The 16,307-nt window shown below is 60.8% G+C and carries 16 protein-coding genes; 12 read left to right on the top strand and 4 right to left on the bottom strand.

Translation table 11 applies throughout. From position 1 onward, the window contains the following. Nucleotides 1-2: 2 nt before the first annotated feature. From tauA to mmuP, 3 genes are all read right to left on the bottom strand, one after another. The gene (gene tauA, locus EDF75_RS00150) at nucleotides 3-965 is read right to left on the bottom strand and encodes a taurine ABC transporter substrate-binding protein (protein WP_041144238.1); all 963 of its coding nucleotides are present in this window, start codon (nucleotides 963-965) and stop codon (nucleotides 3-5) included. A 221-nt stretch (nucleotides 966-1,186) separates the two neighbouring features. Continuing rightward, nucleotides 1,187-2,119: a homocysteine S-methyltransferase gene (mmuM, locus tag EDF75_RS00145; protein WP_133596322.1), complete on the bottom strand. Its 933-nt coding sequence runs from the start codon at nucleotides 2,117-2,119 to the stop codon at nucleotides 1,187-1,189. Next, nucleotides 2,106-3,512 (bottom strand): S-methylmethionine permease, encoded by a 1,407-nt coding sequence (gene mmuP, locus EDF75_RS00140; RefSeq protein ID WP_133597948.1) that lies wholly within the window; start codon nucleotides 3,510-3,512, stop codon nucleotides 2,106-2,108. The genes mmuM and mmuP overlap by 14 nt, the downstream gene beginning before the upstream one ends. Before the next feature lie 236 nt (nucleotides 3,513-3,748). Between mmuP and EDF75_RS00135 the strand changes: the two genes are divergently transcribed. From EDF75_RS00135 to eutC, 4 genes are all read left to right on the top strand, one after another. Further along, nucleotides 3,749-5,131, top strand: coding sequence for a glycoside hydrolase family 28 protein (locus EDF75_RS00135; RefSeq protein ID WP_133596321.1), 1,383 nt, complete (start codon nucleotides 3,749-3,751; stop codon nucleotides 5,129-5,131). A 159-nt stretch (nucleotides 5,132-5,290) separates the two neighbouring features. Next, nucleotides 5,291-6,670 (top strand): ethanolamine permease, encoded by a 1,380-nt coding sequence (eat, locus tag EDF75_RS00130; RefSeq protein ID WP_133596320.1) that lies wholly within the window; start codon nucleotides 5,291-5,293, stop codon nucleotides 6,668-6,670. Between the two features lie 9 nt (nucleotides 6,671-6,679). Next, the gene (locus tag EDF75_RS00125; RefSeq protein WP_133596318.1) at nucleotides 6,680-8,053 is read left to right on the top strand and encodes an ethanolamine ammonia-lyase subunit EutB; all 1,374 of its coding nucleotides are present in this window, start codon (nucleotides 6,680-6,682) and stop codon (nucleotides 8,051-8,053) included. Between the two features lie 11 nt (nucleotides 8,054-8,064). Beyond that, on the top strand, nucleotides 8,065-8,844 hold the full coding sequence (eutC, locus tag EDF75_RS00120; protein WP_133596317.1) for an ethanolamine ammonia-lyase subunit EutC: 780 nt from the start codon (nucleotides 8,065-8,067) through the stop codon (nucleotides 8,842-8,844). Nucleotides 8,845-8,950: 106 nt separating this feature from the next. Here eutC and EDF75_RS00115 read toward each other — a convergent pair whose 3' ends face one another. Then, nucleotides 8,951-9,127, bottom strand: coding sequence for a hypothetical protein (locus EDF75_RS00115; protein WP_045854146.1), 177 nt, complete (start codon nucleotides 9,125-9,127; stop codon nucleotides 8,951-8,953). A 273-nt stretch (nucleotides 9,128-9,400) separates the two neighbouring features. On the opposite strand from EDF75_RS00115, the gene EDF75_RS00110 reads away from it, so the two are divergent. The 8 genes from EDF75_RS00110 (at nucleotide 9,401) to phnE (EDF75_RS00075) (ending at nucleotide 16,267) form a co-directional block, all read left to right on the top strand. Continuing rightward, complete coding sequence (locus tag EDF75_RS00110; protein ID WP_045854145.1) at nucleotides 9,401-10,210, top strand: ABC transporter substrate-binding protein; 810 nt, start codon at nucleotides 9,401-9,403, stop codon at nucleotides 10,208-10,210. A 1-nt stretch (nucleotide 10,211) separates the two neighbouring features. Next, nucleotides 10,212-11,030, top strand: coding sequence for an amino acid ABC transporter ATP-binding protein (locus EDF75_RS00105; protein ID WP_133596315.1), 819 nt, complete (start codon nucleotides 10,212-10,214; stop codon nucleotides 11,028-11,030). Beyond that, complete coding sequence (locus EDF75_RS00100; RefSeq protein WP_133596313.1) at nucleotides 11,027-11,779, top strand: amino acid ABC transporter permease; 753 nt, start codon at nucleotides 11,027-11,029, stop codon at nucleotides 11,777-11,779. Before EDF75_RS00105 ends, EDF75_RS00100 begins: the two co-directional genes overlap by 4 nt. After that, nucleotides 11,769-12,464: an amino acid ABC transporter permease gene (locus EDF75_RS00095; protein WP_133596312.1), complete on the top strand. Its 696-nt coding sequence runs from the start codon at nucleotides 11,769-11,771 to the stop codon at nucleotides 12,462-12,464. Before EDF75_RS00100 ends, EDF75_RS00095 begins: the two co-directional genes overlap by 11 nt. A gap of 179 nt (nucleotides 12,465-12,643) precedes the next feature. Beyond that, complete coding sequence (gene phnC / locus EDF75_RS00090; RefSeq protein WP_133596310.1) at nucleotides 12,644-13,486, top strand: phosphonate ABC transporter ATP-binding protein; 843 nt, start codon at nucleotides 12,644-12,646, stop codon at nucleotides 13,484-13,486. A 23-nt stretch (nucleotides 13,487-13,509) separates the two neighbouring features. After that, nucleotides 13,510-14,451, top strand: coding sequence for a phosphonate ABC transporter substrate-binding protein (gene phnD, locus EDF75_RS00085; protein ID WP_133596309.1), 942 nt, complete (start codon nucleotides 13,510-13,512; stop codon nucleotides 14,449-14,451). A gap of 68 nt (nucleotides 14,452-14,519) precedes the next feature. Beyond that, a complete protein-coding gene (gene phnE / locus EDF75_RS00080) occupies nucleotides 14,520-15,392 on the top strand; it encodes a phosphonate ABC transporter, permease protein PhnE (protein ID WP_133596307.1) in 873 nt (290 codons plus the stop codon). Further along, on the top strand, nucleotides 15,389-16,267 hold the full coding sequence (phnE, locus tag EDF75_RS00075; RefSeq protein ID WP_133596306.1) for a phosphonate ABC transporter, permease protein PhnE: 879 nt from the start codon (nucleotides 15,389-15,391) through the stop codon (nucleotides 16,265-16,267). Before phnE (EDF75_RS00080) ends, phnE (EDF75_RS00075) begins: the two co-directional genes overlap by 4 nt. The last annotated feature ends 40 nt before the right edge of the window (nucleotides 16,268-16,307 follow it).

The following is a 16,307-nucleotide window of genomic DNA, read 5'->3' as shown; positions in this document are numbered from 1 at the left end:
CCTTATTTCACAAAACGGTCGGTAACGTACTGGCTGTAATCGGCGCCGGCATCGGGTACTTTGCCCTGCTCTTTGAGGAACTTAGCCGTATCGATAATCGCTTTGTTCACCGGTCCGTTCAGCTCCTGCGCCTGCTGCGCCGCGGTCAGGTAGGTATTGCCCTTCACCAGCCCCGGGACGTCCGCATCCGGCACGCCGCTTAAGCGCGACAGCTTGCTGATATTTTCCGGCTGCTTCAGCCATGCATCAGGGTTAGCGATGTAGGGCTGCTGAGCGTCGATAGCGCTCTTCGCAAAGGCTTTCACAATCTCAGGATGCTTCTCGGCAAAGTCTTTACGCACCACCCAGACGTCCAGCGTCGGCGCACCCCACTCGCCGACCTGAGACGAATCGGTCAGCACCTTGCCCTCTTTTTCCAGCGCGTTGACCGCAGGGGCCCAGACGTAGGCGCCGTCGATATCCCCGCGCTGCCAGGCAGCAATAATCGCCGGCGGCTGCAGGTTGATAATCTGTACCTGGCCCGGCTTAATGCCCCAGTGCTTCAGCGCCGACAGCAGGCTGTAGTGGGTGGTGGAGATAAACGGCACCGCGATGCGCTTACCAATCAAATCTTCGGGTTTAGTAATGCTCTTTTTCACCACCAGCGCTTCGGAGTTACCGAGCTTTGAGGCCAGCAGGAAGACTTCAATCGGCACCTGCTGACTGGCGGCTACCGCCAGCGGGCTGGAGCCGAGATTGCCAATCTGGACATCGCCGGAAGCCAGCGCGCGTACGATGCTCGCCCCGCTGTCGAACTTGCGCCAGTCAACGGTCGCACCGCTCTCTTTGGCAAAGGTATTGTCAGCCTGAGCGACTTTCGCCGGCTCGGCAGAGGTTTGATACGCCACGGTGACGTTGACCGCCTGCGCCTGAAAAGCGGCGAAAGCCAGGGCGGCGAAAAGTGTAATGCGCGATGCGTGTGCCATAGTGTCTGCTCCCCTTCGTTGTTATGGGTGCAGTATTTCCGGCCTGATGCGTTTGATGAAGTAATTAAAAATTCTGGCTAATAGCCAATCGTCATTAGAAAAAAACTGGCAAACGATAGTTAAAAATGGGGATTGAGTAGCAGAAGCGCTGGCCCGGTAAGCATAGCGCGAGCGGGGAGATCCCCGGCCGGCGACGCGCTGCGCCGCGGCCGGGAGACCGGTCAGCGTTTGGCCGCCAGCGCGGCAATATCTTTCGGCGTGGTGCGGCAGCAGCCGCCAATCAGTTTTGCCCCCGCCGCCAGCCACTGCGGCAGATACTCGCTCAGGGCGACGCAGGACTCGCCGTGATGGTGCCAGGTTTTACTCACCGCGTCGTAATGTTCCCCGGAGTTGGGATAGACCACCAGCGGCAGCGCGGTCAAACCGTGCAGGTGCTGCAACGCGGCGGTGGTGTTCTCCAGGGCAATACAGTTAATGCCCAGCGCCACCACCTGCGGATAGTGCGCAAGCGCCGCCACCACTTCGCTCAGCGGCGTGCCGTCGCTGAGATGCCCGGCGTCGCGCAGGGTAAACGAGAACCAGGCGCGAGCGCGCGGGTACGCCGTCAGCAGCGCCGCCAGCGCCTTAATTTCGGCAAAGGACGGCAGGGTTTCGCAGGCCAGCAGATCGGCTCCGGCATCGAGAAGCGCTTCCACGCGCGGGCGATGGAAGGCCTGAAACTCTTCCGCGCTGCGCTGGTAATCGCCGCGATATTCCGAACCATCGGCAAGATAGGCACCGTACGGCCCCACCGAACCGGCGACCAGCAGCGTGCCGGCCTGCGGATTTTCCGCGAGGCAGGCTTCCCGCGCCTTGCGCGCCAGCTCAACGCTTTTCCCAATCAGCGCTTTCGACTGCGCCTCGTCCAGCCCGCAGGCGGCGAAGCCCGCCGGGGTTGCCTGATAGCTGGCGGTGATCGCGACCTGCGCTCCGGCGCGGAAATAGTCGAGGTGCACGTCGCGAATCAGCTGCGGATTTTCCAGCAGCACCCGCGCCGACCACAGGCTATCGGCCAGATTACAGCCGCGCGCTTCCAGCTCCGTCGCCATCGCGCCGTCGAGCAGCACAAAAGGCTCGCGGGCGAGGATAGAGGTTAACGGGTTATTCTGCGACATGCTGTTGCTCCCTGTTAAGTTGTCGTGCGTGGGTCAGATACCAGGCACCATAGCACAGCGCCACGAAGGGAATTCCGCACCACAGCGCAATGCGCTGGCTGGGGTCAAACGCCAGGCCCACGCAGGCCACCAGGCATAAAATGAACCCCAGCACCGGCACCAGCGGATACCAGGGCGCGCGATAGTGCAGCTCGCTCAGGGCTTTACCCTGCTGGAGATGGCGACGGCGAAACATAAAGTGCGAGGCGCAGATGCTGAGCCACACCGCCACCACCGCAAAGCCGGAAATCGCCGACAGCGCGACAAACACCGTATCTGGCGCAATTACGCTGGAAAACAGCGCCAGCACGCCGCCGAGCATGCTCACCGACAGCGCGGTCAGCGGCACGCCGTTCCTGGTCACTTTGGCAAAGCACGCCGGCAGGGTCCGCTCGTTCGCCAACGACCACAGCATCCGTCCGGAGGCGTAGAGGCCGGAGTTGGCCGCCGACAGGATCGCCGTCAGGATCACGAAGTTAAAGATATCCGCCGCGTAGGGGATGCCCACCTTTTCAAAGACCAGCACAAACGGGCTTTTCTCCACTCCCGCCTGCTGCATCGGGATCAGCGCCGCCAGCACAAACACGGTGCCGATAAAAAAGATAATCAGCCGGGCGATGGTGGTACGAATGGCGATCGGGATGACCTTATGCGGGTTTTGCGTTTCACCCGCCGCGATGCCGATAAGTTCGGTCCCGGAGAAGGCGAAGTTCACCGCCACCATGGTCATCAGGATCGGCAGGCCGCCGTGCGGGAACCAGCCTTCAGAGGTCAGGTTACGCAGCCCCGGCGCCGGCGAGCCGTCCTGCATCGGGATAATGCCGAATATCGCCGCCCCGCCGAGAATAATAAAGGCGATGATGGTGACGACTTTGACCAGCGAAAACCAAAACTCGCCTTCGGCAAAGAAGCGGGTAGAGATGACGTTAAGGAAAAAAATCACCGCGCAGAACACCACGCACCATACCCACACCGGCACCTGCGGAAACCAGTACTGCATACAGAAACCGGCGGCGGTAAAGCTCGATCCGAGCGCCACCGTCCACGTCAGCCAGTAGAGCCAGGCTACCGTGTACCCCGTTGCCGGGCCGAGATAGCGGGCGGCGTAGACGTGAAACGCGCCGGTCTCCGGCATCGCCACCGACAGCTCGCCAAGGCACTGCATCACCAGCCAGACCACCAGCGCGCCAATCAGATAGGCCAGCAGCGTCCCCGCCGCCCCGGTGGTCGAGATGATATAGCCGGTATTAAAAAACAGACCGGTGCCAATCACGCCGCCCAGCGAGAGCATGATCAGGTGGCGGGTTTTCATGGTGCGCTTCAGCGGCTCACTCTGCTGCGGTGTACTTTGCATATTACCTTCTAAACGTATGGACATCTAAACATCCAAAGAGGTGCAGTTATACCGCGCCGCAGCTGAAATTGCAAAACAAGCGCCGCTTTCCACGCCGTTTTACGGGCGTTTGCCCGAAAAATGAGCGCGGGTTCTGGGCATTTAAATGACAAAAAGCAAAACGTGATCGGCATAAACACAAAAATAAAACAATGTTGCTATTTTTACAAAACACAACACCTAAAAAGGATAATCAGATGACAACCCGCCCCTTTCCTCTGTTGGCTGCCGTCGCTATCGTCGGCGTCATCCCCTTTCATACGGCTCTCGCCGCCAGCAAGGTGACGTTTGCGGATAAAGTCTGCGACGTCACCCAATACGGCGCAGAAGGCCACCGCCTGCAAATTGCGCTGAATACCGACGCCATTCAAAAAGCGATCGATGACTGCGCCGCCGCAGGGGGCGGCACGGTGCGGGTCCCGAAGGGAAACTATCTGAGCAATCCGCTGTTTTTGAAGAGTAATATTCGGCTCAGGCTGGAGAAAGACGCGACCCTCGTCGCCTCAAGCGAAATCGCCGCCTGGCGCGCGGATGAAAAAACGCAGTATGCCGCAGCGGAAAACGGCTGGCTGCCGTTTATCAGCATCGCCGATGCGCAAAACGTCGCTATCGTGGGTGAAGGGACCATCGACGGCCAGGGGGCGGTATGGTGGGAGCGCTGGCGAGAAAACATTCGCGCCAGCGGCAAGAAAGGCGGCACCGACCGGCCGCGGCTGATCTACATCACCCGCTCGAACAACGTGCTGATCGACGGCGTGACCCTCACCCACTCGCCCAGCTTCCACATCGTTACCCGCTACGCGCACGATGTCGACATTAACGGCACGCGAATTTTATCCCCGTGGCATGCGCCGAATACCGACGCCATCGATCCTATCGACAGCCAGAACATCCGCATCACCAACAACTATATCGACTGCAATGACGACCATATCGCCATCAAAGCGGAGAAAGCCGATCCGCGCTTCCCCGAAGGGGTGGTCGAGAATATTTACATCGCCAACAATACGCTGAAGCAGGGGCGCGGTATCTCTATCGGCAGCGAAAGCGCCGGCGGCGTCAATAACGTGCTGGTGGAAAACAACGCCTTCGAAGGCTCGATGTACGGTATTCGCATTAAGAGCCCGCGCGGCAAAGGCGGCGAGGTGAAAAATATCGTTTATCGCAACACCAAAATGCATAACGTCGAGGTGCCGCTGGTCTTCTCCGCTTACTACCAGGCCGCGCCTATCGTGCAGGCCGAGGTCGACAAGCAGCTGCAGGCCGGAGGATTTACCCTCGGCGAGCAGATCTATCCGCCGGACAGCGACCCGCAACAGCCGTTCGACAAATATCGGACCCCGCACTTCAGCAATATCACCGTGGAGAATTTAACCTCCACCGGCGATAGCAAAGCGGCGGCCTATATTATCGGCACCCCGGAAGCGCCGCTCAGCGGGTTCCACTTTAGCAACGTCAACATCGACGCCACCCGCGGCCTGCGAATTCGCCACGCCGAGCTGGAGACCCGCGGCCTCAACCTGAAGGTAAAAGAGGGCCCGGTGATTCAACAGGACGCGGGCGCCGTCGTTCGCGACTAGCGCTACATTTGTGGGCAGCTGCACCAGGACGCATATCTTTGCGCGCGCAGGCTGCCCTTTTTTGGATCGTCCCGCGGCTAACCCCCCGCGTTTATCAGGGCTCTGACCTGGCACTCTCCTTGCAACCACCCGATATCTTTATCTGGCGAGGTCGCAAAAATGACAGAGCAAACCACAACGCTAAAAAGAACGCTCGGCAGTTTCCGCCTGTGGGGGATCGCCGTCGGGCTGGTTATTTCCGGGGAGTATTTTGGCTGGAGCTACGGCTGGTCCCAGGCCGGGACGCTGGGATTTCTGATCGTGGCGCTGGCGGTTGCCGCCATGTACTGCGCCTTTATTTTTAGTTTCACCGAGCTGACGACCGCGATCCCCCACGCCGGCGGCCCGTTCGCCTACGCCTACCGCGCTTTTGGCCCCACCGGCGGCTTTATTGCCGGCTTCGCGACGCTGATTGAGTTCGTCTTCGCCCCGCCGGCGATTGCCATGGCGATTGGCGCCTACCTCAACGTCCAGTTTCCGGCGCTGGATCCGAAATGGGTGGCCTGCGGCGCCTACGTTATATTTATGACGCTGAACATTCTCGGCGTCGGTATTGCCGCCACCTTTGAGCTGATTGTCACCCTGCTGGCGATTTTCGAACTGCTGGTGTTTATGGGCGTGGTCGCTCCGGGCTTCTCGTGGAGCCACTTTACCGCCAACGGCTGGGCCGGGGCGGAGAGCTTCAGCGGGCTGGCGCTGCCGGGAATGTTCGCGGCCATTCCTTTTGCTATCTGGTTCTTTCTGGCTATTGAAGGCGCATCGATGGCCGCCGAAGAGGCTAAAGATCCGCAGCGTACCATCCCCCGCGCGCTGGGCGGCGGGATCCTGACCCTTACCGTGCTGGCGATCGGCGTTATGGTGTTTGCCGGCGGCGTCGGCGACTGGCGGGCGCTCGCCAACATCAACGACCCGCTGCCGCAGGCGATGAAAATGGTGGTTGGCAGCAGCAGCGGCTGGCTGCATATGCTGGTATGGCTGGGGCTGTTCGGCCTGGTGGCGTCGTTCCACGGCATCATCATGGGCTACTCCCGGCAGATCTATTCTCTGGCGCGGGCCGGCTACCTGCCCGCCGGCCTGGCGGCGCTCAACCGCCGCACCCGCACGCCGCATCTGGCGATCCTCGCCGGGGGCGTGGTGGGCATTGCCGCTATTTTCTCCGACTCGCTGATCACCATCAGCGGGATGCCGCTCACCGCCTGCATCGTCACGATGTCGGTATTTGGCGCTATTGTTATGTATATCACCTCGATGGCGGCGCTGTTCAAGCTGCGCCGCAGCGAGCCGAAACTGATTCGCCCGTTCCGCGCGCCGCTCTATCCGTGGGCGCCGGCCTTCGCCCTGGCGATGGCGGTGCTCTGCCTGGTGGCGATGGTCTGGTACAATACGCTGCTGGCGCTGATTTTTGCAGCCATGATGCTCGGCGGCTACCTGTGGTTTCGTAAAACCGCGGCGGCCCGCGAGCGCGCGCCGGTGGATCCGCAGCTGCGTATAGTCTCCTGAGGAGGCGGCATGTATAAAACAACGCTATCAGGCCAGGTCTGGCGCTTTGATAGTCTGAAGACGTTAATGGCGAAGGCCTCTCCGGCACGTTCCGGGGATGCCCTCGCCGGCATTATCGCCGATAGCGCCGAAGAGCGGATGGCGGCGAAAATGGCGCTGGCGGAGGTGCCGCTAAAGGCGATCCTCGACAGCCTGCTCATCCCCTACGAGCAGGACGAAGTCACCCGGCTGATTATCGACACGCACGATAGCCGCGGCTTCGCGGCGATTAGCCACCTGACGGTGGGCGACTTTCGCGACTGGCTGCTTGACGACGCCACCGATACCGCCACCCTGCAGCAGGTGGCGCGGGCGATAACCCCGGAGATGGCGGCCGCGGTCAGCAAGCTGATGCGTAACCAGGACCTGATCCTCGCCGCCAGCAAATGCCGGGTAACCACCCGCTTTCGCAATACGATTGGCCTGCCGGGGCATCTTAGCGTGCGTCTGCAGCCCAACCACCCGACCGACGATCTGAAGGGCATCGCCGCCAGCATGCTCGACGGCCTGCTGTACGGCGCGGGCGATGCGGTCATTGGCATCAACCCGGCCAGCGACAGCCTGCCGGTGCTGGCACAGCTCAACCATATGCTCGACGATATTATTCAGCGCTTTGCGATCCCCACCCAGTCCTGCATTCTGACCCACGTCACCAACACCCTGCAGCTGATTGAGCGCGGCGCGCCGGTGGACCTGGTGTTCCAGTCGGTGGCGGGCACCGAGGCGGCCAACGGCGGCTTCGGTATCAATCTGGCGCTGCTGCAGGAGGCCAGGGAGGCCGCGCTGAGCCTCAACCGCGGCACCCTCGGCAATAACGTGATGTATTTTGAAACCGGACAGGGGAGCTGTCTTTCGGCTAACGCCCACCACGGCGTCGATCAGCAAACCTGTGAAGCCCGCGCCTACGCCGTCGCCCGCCATTTCGATCCGCTGCTGGTCAATACCGTGGTGGGATTCATCGGCCCGGAATATCTCTATGACGGGAAGCAGATTATTCGCGCCGGCCTCGAGGATCACTTCTGCGGCAAGATCATGGGGCTGCCGATCGGCTGCGACGTTTGCTATACCAACCACGCCGAGGCGGATCAGGATGACATGGACACTCTGCTGACCCTGCTGTGCGCCGCCGGGCTGACCTTTTTAATCGGCGTACCCGGCGCGGACGATATCATGCTCAACTACCAAAGCACTTCGTTCCACGATGCCCTGTACGCCCGCCGCCTGCTGGGCCTCAGGCACGCGCCGGAGTTCGCCGCCTGGCTGACGAAAATGCAGATAACCGACCCGGACGGCGCGCTGCGCCTGACCGACGCCCGCCATCCTCTGCTTTCCATGATGGCGTAAGGAGAACCGGTATGAATCGCCCCGACGCCTGGAACCCGCTACGTGAATTTACCGATGCGCGCATCGCGCTGGGCCGCAGCGGCGCCAGCCTGCCAACCCGCGAGGTGCTGAATTTTGGCCTCGCTCACGCCCGGGCGCGCGACGCCATCCACCAGCCCTTTGACAGCCAGCAGCTGGTCTCCCCGCTGGCGGAGCTGGGCCTCTCGTCGCTGACGGTGCACAGCGCCGCCGCCGATCGGCATATCTATCTTAACCGCCCGGATCTGGGGCGACGGCTGAACGATGAGAGCCGCGCGGACCTCGCCGCCAGCGGCGCGCGTCCTGCCGACCTGCTGCTGGTGATTGGCGACGGGCTCTCCTCTTACGCGGTGCAGCGCCAGGCCCTGCCGCTGATCCGCGCCCTGCAGCCCTATCTGCAGACGCTGGGGCTGAGCCTCGCGCCGGTGGTGCTGGCCCATCAGTCTCGGGTCGCGCTGGGGGATGATATTGGCGAAACGCTGCGGGCTCGCGCGGTGGCGATACTGATTGGCGAACGGCCGGGGCTTTCGTCACCGGACAGCCTCGGGGTTTATCTGACCTGGCAACCGCATCGTCAGCGGCTGGAGTCGGAGCGCAACTGTATTTCGAATATTCGCCCGGAAGGGCTGGGCTATGATGCCGCCGCCTTTAAGCTGGCGTGGCTGCTGGAGCAGGCTTTTCTGCGCCGGCTGACCGGCGTGCGTCTGAAGGATGAAAGCGATAATCCGGCACTGCATGGCAGGGTGAAACCCCTGGCCATCGGGAAAGATTAAAGCTGCTCGGGGCTGCGGCAGATGAGTTCGGTCGCCGCAACCGCAAGCAGCCTTGTGCTACACAAAGCACACCTCGTTCCAGTAGGCTTCACGCGTCCTGCGCCGCTCAGTATGTTTTATCATGGCGAAACCACCGCGTTTCGACATTCCCCATATCAATGCCGTACAGGCTGGCGACCGGTAATATGGCCTCCATCATTCGCTGGGTATCCTGCTGTCCGGCTTCAGCGTGAGATAGCGAAGCCAGCCAGCGCGTCATTCGTTGCCATAGTGCAAGTTTCATTTTTTCCTCCGTCGGGAAGCATTTCCCCTGGGTCTATTTCAACCACAGCCTGCACCGCTCGGGAAATATCAATTCCGTCTTTTCAATCCCGGAAGATGCATATTACGCGTCTTCTCCAGAGCCGCCGGGCGGGAGTCGCCCTGCGCCAATACCCATGAGCTTGCTAAGTTCTTTTTCGCTATAGATAAGAACTTTTTCTTCTTTGCCGTCAGCGGCCAATTTGTGGGAGCGTAATAATCACAAAACATATACAGGGACTCAGGGGATATAATAATGCGCAAGACAAAAACAAAAATTGCACTGGCGCTGGGCATTCTGGTGCTTGCCGCGCAGGCTCAGGCCGACCAGCTGGCAGACATCAAAGCCGCCGGCGTGGTGAAAGTCGCCACCTTCGACGCCAACCCGCCGTTTGGCTCGGTTGACCCGAAAACGCACCAGATCGTCGGCTATGACGTTGATTTCGCCCAGGCGCTGGCTAAATCGCTCGGCGTGAAGCTGGAGCTGGTTGCCACCAACCCGGCCAACCGTATTCCGCTGCTGCAGTCCGGCAAGGCCGATCTGATCGTTGCCGATATCACCATCACTCCGGAACGCGCGCAGGTTATTGATTTCTCAACGCCGTATTTTGTCACCGGCCAGCAGTTCCTCGTGCCGGCTAAATCGGCGGATAAGCTTGACGACTACGGCAAAGCGCGCATCGGGGCGGTAAAAGGCACCACCGGCGAGCAGGCGCTGCACCAGCGCTTCCCGCAGTCGCGCGTGCTCTCCTATGACGATATTCCGCTGGCGCTGACCGCACTGCGTAACGGCAACGTGCAGGCGATTACCCAGGACAGCACCATTCTCGCCGGCCTGCTGGCGGAAGCGCCGGATAAGGCCAACTTTAAAATCATCCCCGATCTGCTGAGCAAAGAGGAGATCGGCGTCGGCGTGAAGAAAGGCGAGCCGGCGCTGCTGAAGGCGGTGAACGACGAGCTGGTGAACCTGGAGAAATCCGGCCAGGCGGCAAAAATTTACGACGTCTGGTTCGGCCCGGCGACCAAAACCCCACAGCCGCGCGCGTTTACCATAGAAGCTAAATAATATGTTATCGGGTTTATTTTCACGCTCCGCGGCCTCGGCCGCGGATTTTTCACATCTGCAGAACGCCAGTATCGAACTGCGTAAAGCGGCAAAAAGCTACGGCGATCATCGAGTGCTTAACGGCGTCGATCTGCAGATAAATCCCGGAGAAGTGGTAGCGATCCTCGGCCCTTCCGGATCGGGGAAATCAACGCTGATCCGCCTGATCAACCAGCTCGAAACCCTGAGCGACGGCGAGATTCTGATCGATGGCAGGCCCACGCGTCAGCTCACCGCCGGCGCGCTTCGCCAGCTGCGCAGCCGCGTCGGGTTCGTGTTTCAGCAGTTTAATCTCTACGCCCACCTGACGGCGCAGGAAAACATCACCCTGGCGCTGGAGCGCGTGCACGGCTGGGCAAAAAATGCCGCCCGCCAGCGGGCGCTGGAGCTGCTGCAGCAGGTGGGTCTGGAGGATAAGGCCAGCCAGATGCCGGCCCAGCTCTCCGGCGGCCAGCAGCAGCGCGTGGCCATCGCCCGCGCCCTCGCCTCTTCGCCACAAATTATTCTGTTTGACGAGCCAACCTCAGCGCTCGACCCGGAGATGATCGGCGAGGTGCTGCAGGTGATGAAAACCCTGGCGCACAGCGGCATCACCATGGTGGTGGTCACCCACGAGATGCAGTTTGCCCGCGAGATTGCCGACCGGGTGGTGTTTATCGACGGCGGCGATATCCTCGAAGTGGCGCCGCCGGCGGAGTTTTTCGCCCGGCCGCAGCACGCCCGCACCCGCCGCTTTCTGCAAAAGGTGCTTAATCCGCTGCACCAGGAGGGCCTCGAGTGACGCCGATTCTCGACTGGCACGGCGTACTCAGCGGGCAGCCGCTGCAGTGGATCGTCTCCGGGTTTCTCACCACCGTATGGGTCAGCCTTGCCGGGATGGCGCTGGCGACCGTGCTGGCTATTCTGCTGCTGGCACTTCGCCTCGGCGGCGGCAGGCCCGGGCGCTGGCTGGTGGCCTGCTGGGTTTCGCTGTTTCGCAACACCCCGCTGCTGGTGCAGCTGCTGTTCTGGTACTTTGCCGCCTGGAACCTGCTGCCCCTCGGCGCCCGTGATTTTATCAACGCCGACCATTCCTGGTCGATTCTGCCGGGTAACGTCTGGTGGCTGACGCCGGAGTTTATCTGCTCGATGTGGGGGCTGGGGGTCTTTACCTCGGCGTTCCTGATCGAAGAGATCGCCTCCGGGCTACGCGCGGTCGGCAGCGGCCAGCGGGAAGCGGCCGTCTCGCAGGGATTTACCCCGTGGGGCGAGCTGCGCCATATTCTGCTGCCGCAGGGGCTGGCTAATGCCTGGCAGCCGATTGTCGGCCAGTATCTGAACCTGATGAAGCTCTCTTCGCTGGCGAGCGGCATTGGCTTTGCCGAACTGACCTATCAGGTGCGGCAAATTGAGAGCTATAACGCCCACGCGCTGGAAGCCTTTGCCGTCGGTACCGCGCTGTATCTGGCGCTCGGCGTGGCGCTGGGGCTGCTGCTGACGCGCCTCGGCCCGGGTCATAGTCCGCACAGGAGAGCCCAGCATGAACGCTAATCTGGCGGTTATCGCCGACAATCTCGATTACCTGCTGTGGGGACGCCTGGCGGAAGGCATTCCCGGCGGCGTGGCCCTGACGCTGATGATGGCCGTTGGCGCAGCGGCGCTGGCGCTACCCGGCGGCGTTCTCCTGGCCGCCGTCGCCTGGCGCTATGGCGGAACCGTCCGTCGGCTGCTGTTTTTGTGGGCCGAAATCATTCGCGGTATTCCGCTGATTTTCGTCATTTTTTGGCTCTGGTATCTGCTGCCGATGCTCACCGGCAGCGATCTGCCCGGTGCCGTGACGGTGACCCTGGCGCTGGCGTGGTTTACCGCCGCCTCGGTGATGCACTCGGTGCTGGCCGGCCTGCAGTCGCTTCCCGCCGGCCAGTATGAGGCGGCGCGGACGCAGGGCTTTTCCGCCGGACAGGCGCTGCGCCTGATCCTGCTGCCGCAGGCGCTGCGCAACGTTCAGCCTTCGCTGGTGGGGATTTTTATCGGCCTGCTGAAGGATACGTCGCTGGCGTTTATCGTCAACGTCCCGGAGCTCACCACCGTCGCCGGCCAGGTGAACAACCGCGTCCAGATCTACCCGCTGGCCATTTTTGTCTTCACCGGCGCGGTCTACTATCTGCTGTGCTGCGGCCTGAGCCTGCTGGCAAGCCGCCGTTTTCGCTGGCGCAAGCGGCTGAAGCCGGCATAAAAATCGCCGCCGCTCCCGGCGCGTCGCCTCCCTGCCCTTCGTCATCGGAGGGCACTATTTTCGTCCTTTCCGCGGCGACAAATCGCCACCGTTCACTATTTGTTCGCCTTACCGTCATATAACGATCATAAAAAACGCCATTAATAGTGCCCAGTTTAATGACGAACCTGGACGCTGTTATGAATAGTTCTCTCGCTGCGGTAACCGATACCGATTACCCACAATTTAGTCAGCCAGATACCGATCGGCAGCGGAAAGTCTTAAGCGTGCGCGGCCTGAGCAAGTCCTACAGCGCGCAGCAAACCGTGCTGGATGGCATCAGCTTCGATCTCCACGCCGGCGAGCTGGTGGGCGTTATCGGCCGCTCCGGCGCGGGCAAATCAACCCTGCTGCACGTGCTTAACGGCACCCACAGCGCCACCAGCGGCGAGATCCTCAGCTATCCGGAAGTCGGCACCCCGCACGATGTCGCCAAACTTAAGGGCCGGGCGCTGAACGCCTGGCGTAGCGAATGCGGGATGATTTTCCAGGACTTCTGCCTGGTGCCGCGCCTTGATGTGCTGACAAACGTCCTGCTCGGCCGCCTGAGCCAGACCTCGACGCTGAAGTCGCTGTTCAAAGTCTTCCCCGATGCCGACCGGGCGCGCGCCATCTCCCTGCTCGAATGGATGAACATGCTGCCGCATGCGCTGCAGCGGGCGGAAAATCTCTCCGGCGGGCAGATGCAGCGCGTGGCTATCTGCCGGGCGCTGATGCAGAACCCCGGTATTTTGCTGGCCGATGAGCCGGTCGCCTCTCTCGACCCGAAAAATACGCAGCGCATCATGAACGTGCTGCGCGAAATTAGCGAGCAGGGCATCAGCGTGATGGTCAACCTGCACTCGGTCGAGCTGGTTAAAGAATACTGCACGCGGGTTATCGGCGTGGCGCGGGGCAACATTATTTTTGACGACCATCCCTCTCAGCTGAATCAGGATATTCTGCATCGGCTGTACGGGGATGAAATTAGCCAATTGCATTAATTTCCACTCACACGGGCAAAATAATGAAACAATATATCACTGGCGCAGTTCGTTTATCCGCAGCGATCGCGGGCATTATGATGGCATGGCAGGCAAGCGCTGCCGGGCAGCCGAAAGAGTTAAATCTGGGGATCCTCGGCGGCCAGAACGCCACCCAGCAAATTGGTGATAACCAGTGTGTGAAAGACTTTCTCGATAAAGAGCTGAACGTCGATACCAAATTACGCAACTCTTCCGACTACTCCGGCGTTATTCAGGGCCTGCTGGGCGGCAAGGTTGACGTGGTATTGAGCATGTCACCCTCCTCGTACGCCTCGGTTTATATTAATAACCCGAAAGCGGTCGATATTGTCGGCATCGCCGTGGATGATAAAGACAAGTCTCGCGGCTACCATTCGGTGGTTATCGTTAAAGCCGACAGCCCGTATAAATCGTTAGACGATCTGAAAGGCAAAGCCTTTGGCTTCGCCGATCCGGATTCAACCTCCGGCTTCCTGATCCCGAACCAAACCTTTAAGCAGAAATTTGGCGGCACCACGGATAATAAATATAACAACTTCTTCTCCAGCGTGACCTTCTCCGGCGGCCACGAGCAGGACATTCTGGGCGTGCTGAACGGCCAGTTTGCCGGCGCGGTGACCTGGACCTCTATGGTGGGCGACTACAACAGCGGCTACAGCGTGGGCGCGTTCAACCGCCTGATTCGGATGGATCATCCGGATCTGATGAAGCAGATCCGCATCATCTGGCAATCACCGCTGATCCCCAACGGCCCGATCCTGGTGAGCAACGCGCTGCCGGCTGATTTTAAAGCCAGGGTCATCACCGCGATCAAAAAGCTGGATACCGATAACCACGCCTGCTTTATCAAAGCGATGGGCGGCACCCAGCATATCGGCCCGGGCAGCGTTGCCGATTTCCAGCAGATTATCGATATGAAGCGCGAGCTGGTGAGCGCCCGTTAATCCCGCCTCCACGCCGCCTCCCGGCTTATCAAGCGCGAGGCGGCGGTATGCTGAAGACCCCTTGACGTATGAATATTTCGAATACCGAATTTGAACGCTATTACCAGCAGGTGCGCGCGCGGCAAAAGCGCGACACCTTTAGCTGGTCGCTGCTGCTGCTGGTGCTTTACTTCGCCGCGGGCAGCGCGGCTGAATTTAATCTCTTCACCATCTGGCACTCCCTGCCAAACTTTCTCGATTACATGTTTGAGACGCTGCCGACGCTCCACGTCAGCGATCTGTTTGCCGATTCGCATACCAAAGGGTCGTTCGCCTACTGGGGCTACCGCCTGCCGATCCAGCTGCCGCTGATTTGGGAAACCCTGCAGCTGGCGCTGGCCTCTACCCTGGTCGCCGTAGTCATCGCCACCCTGCTGGCCTTTCTTGCCGCCAACAACGCCTGGTCACCGCCGCCGCTGCGTTTCGCCATCCGCGTTTTAGTCGCCTTTTTGCGTACCATGCCGGAGCTGGCGTGGGCGGTCATTTTCGTGATGGCCTTCGGTATTGGCGCGATCCCCGGCTTTCTGGCGCTGATGCTGCACACCATCGGCAGCCTGACCAAGCTGTTTTATGAAGCGGTGGAAAGCGCTCAGGACAAGCCGGTTCGCGGGCTGATGGCCTGCGGCGCCTCGCCGCTGCAGCGGGTTCGCTTCGCCCTGTGGCCGCAGGTAAAACCGATTTTTCTCTCCTACGGCTTTATGCGCCTGGAGATCAACTTCCGCTCCTCAACCATTCTTGGGCTGGTGGGCGCCGGGGGGATCGGCCAGGAGCTGATGACCAACATTAAGCTCGATCGTTACGATCAGGTCAGCATCACGCTGCTGCTGATCATCATCGTGGTCTCGCTGCTGGATATGCTGTCCGGCCGCCTGCGACAGTGGGTTCTCGAGGGTAAAAAATGAGTCAGTGGCAAAACCAACCGGATATCGCCGCCAGCCGCCGCCAGCATAAGGCGCTGTATCAGGCCCAGGGACGCTATTTGCGCTACGTCGGCCTGCTGGCGCTGCTGAGCGTGCTCTATTACGTCTGGTTCTTTATGCAGTTTGGCATCAGCGGGGAGCAGCTCACCACCGGGCTGCAGCAAATCAGCCGCTATCTGCTGCGCATGTTCGTGTGGCACGACTTTTTTAACTGGCCGTTCCGCTACTATTTCACGCAGATCGGGATTACCCTGGCGATCGTCTTCGTCGGGACGATCACCGCCACGGTCATCGCCCTGCTGCTCTCTTTCCTCGCGGCGCGCAATATTATGCGCGGCTTGATTCCGGGGATTATCGCCCTGCTGATGCGTCGGCTGTTTGACGTCCTGCGCGGGATCGATATGGCTATCTGGGGGCTGATTTTCGTGCGCGCCGTCGGCCTCGGGCCGCTGGCCGGGGTGCTGGCGATTATTATGCAGGATACCGGCCTGCTCGGCCGCCTGTATGCCGAAGGCCATGAGGCGGTAGACCGCTCACCGGGGCGGGGATTGACCGCCGTCGGCGCCAACGGCCTGCAGAAACACCGCTTCGGCATTTTCACCCAATCCTTCCCGACGTTTCTGGCCCTGAGCCTGTATCAAATCGAGTCCAACACCCGCTCCGCAGCGGTACTGGGCTTCGTCGGCGCCGGCGGGATCGGCCTGATTTACGCGGAAAATATGCGCCTGTGGAACTGGGACGTGGTGATGTTTATCACCCTTCTGCTGGTGGTGGTGGTGATGGCGATGGATATGCTCTCCGCCTGGCTCCGTCGGCGCTATATCGGCGGCAGCGTAGTGCCGCTGTTTAAATCCTGATAGCGCCAGCCTCCCCGAGGCGGCGCGCTGCGCCCGCCCG

The sequence above is a fragment of the Klebsiella sp. BIGb0149 genome (genome assembly GCF_004362605.1).
GTDB lineage: Bacteria > Pseudomonadota > Gammaproteobacteria > Enterobacterales > Enterobacteriaceae > Klebsiella > Klebsiella terrigena.
The sequence above is the reverse complement of the archived record's forward strand: the minus strand, read 5'-3'. Positions and strand labels throughout refer to the sequence as shown.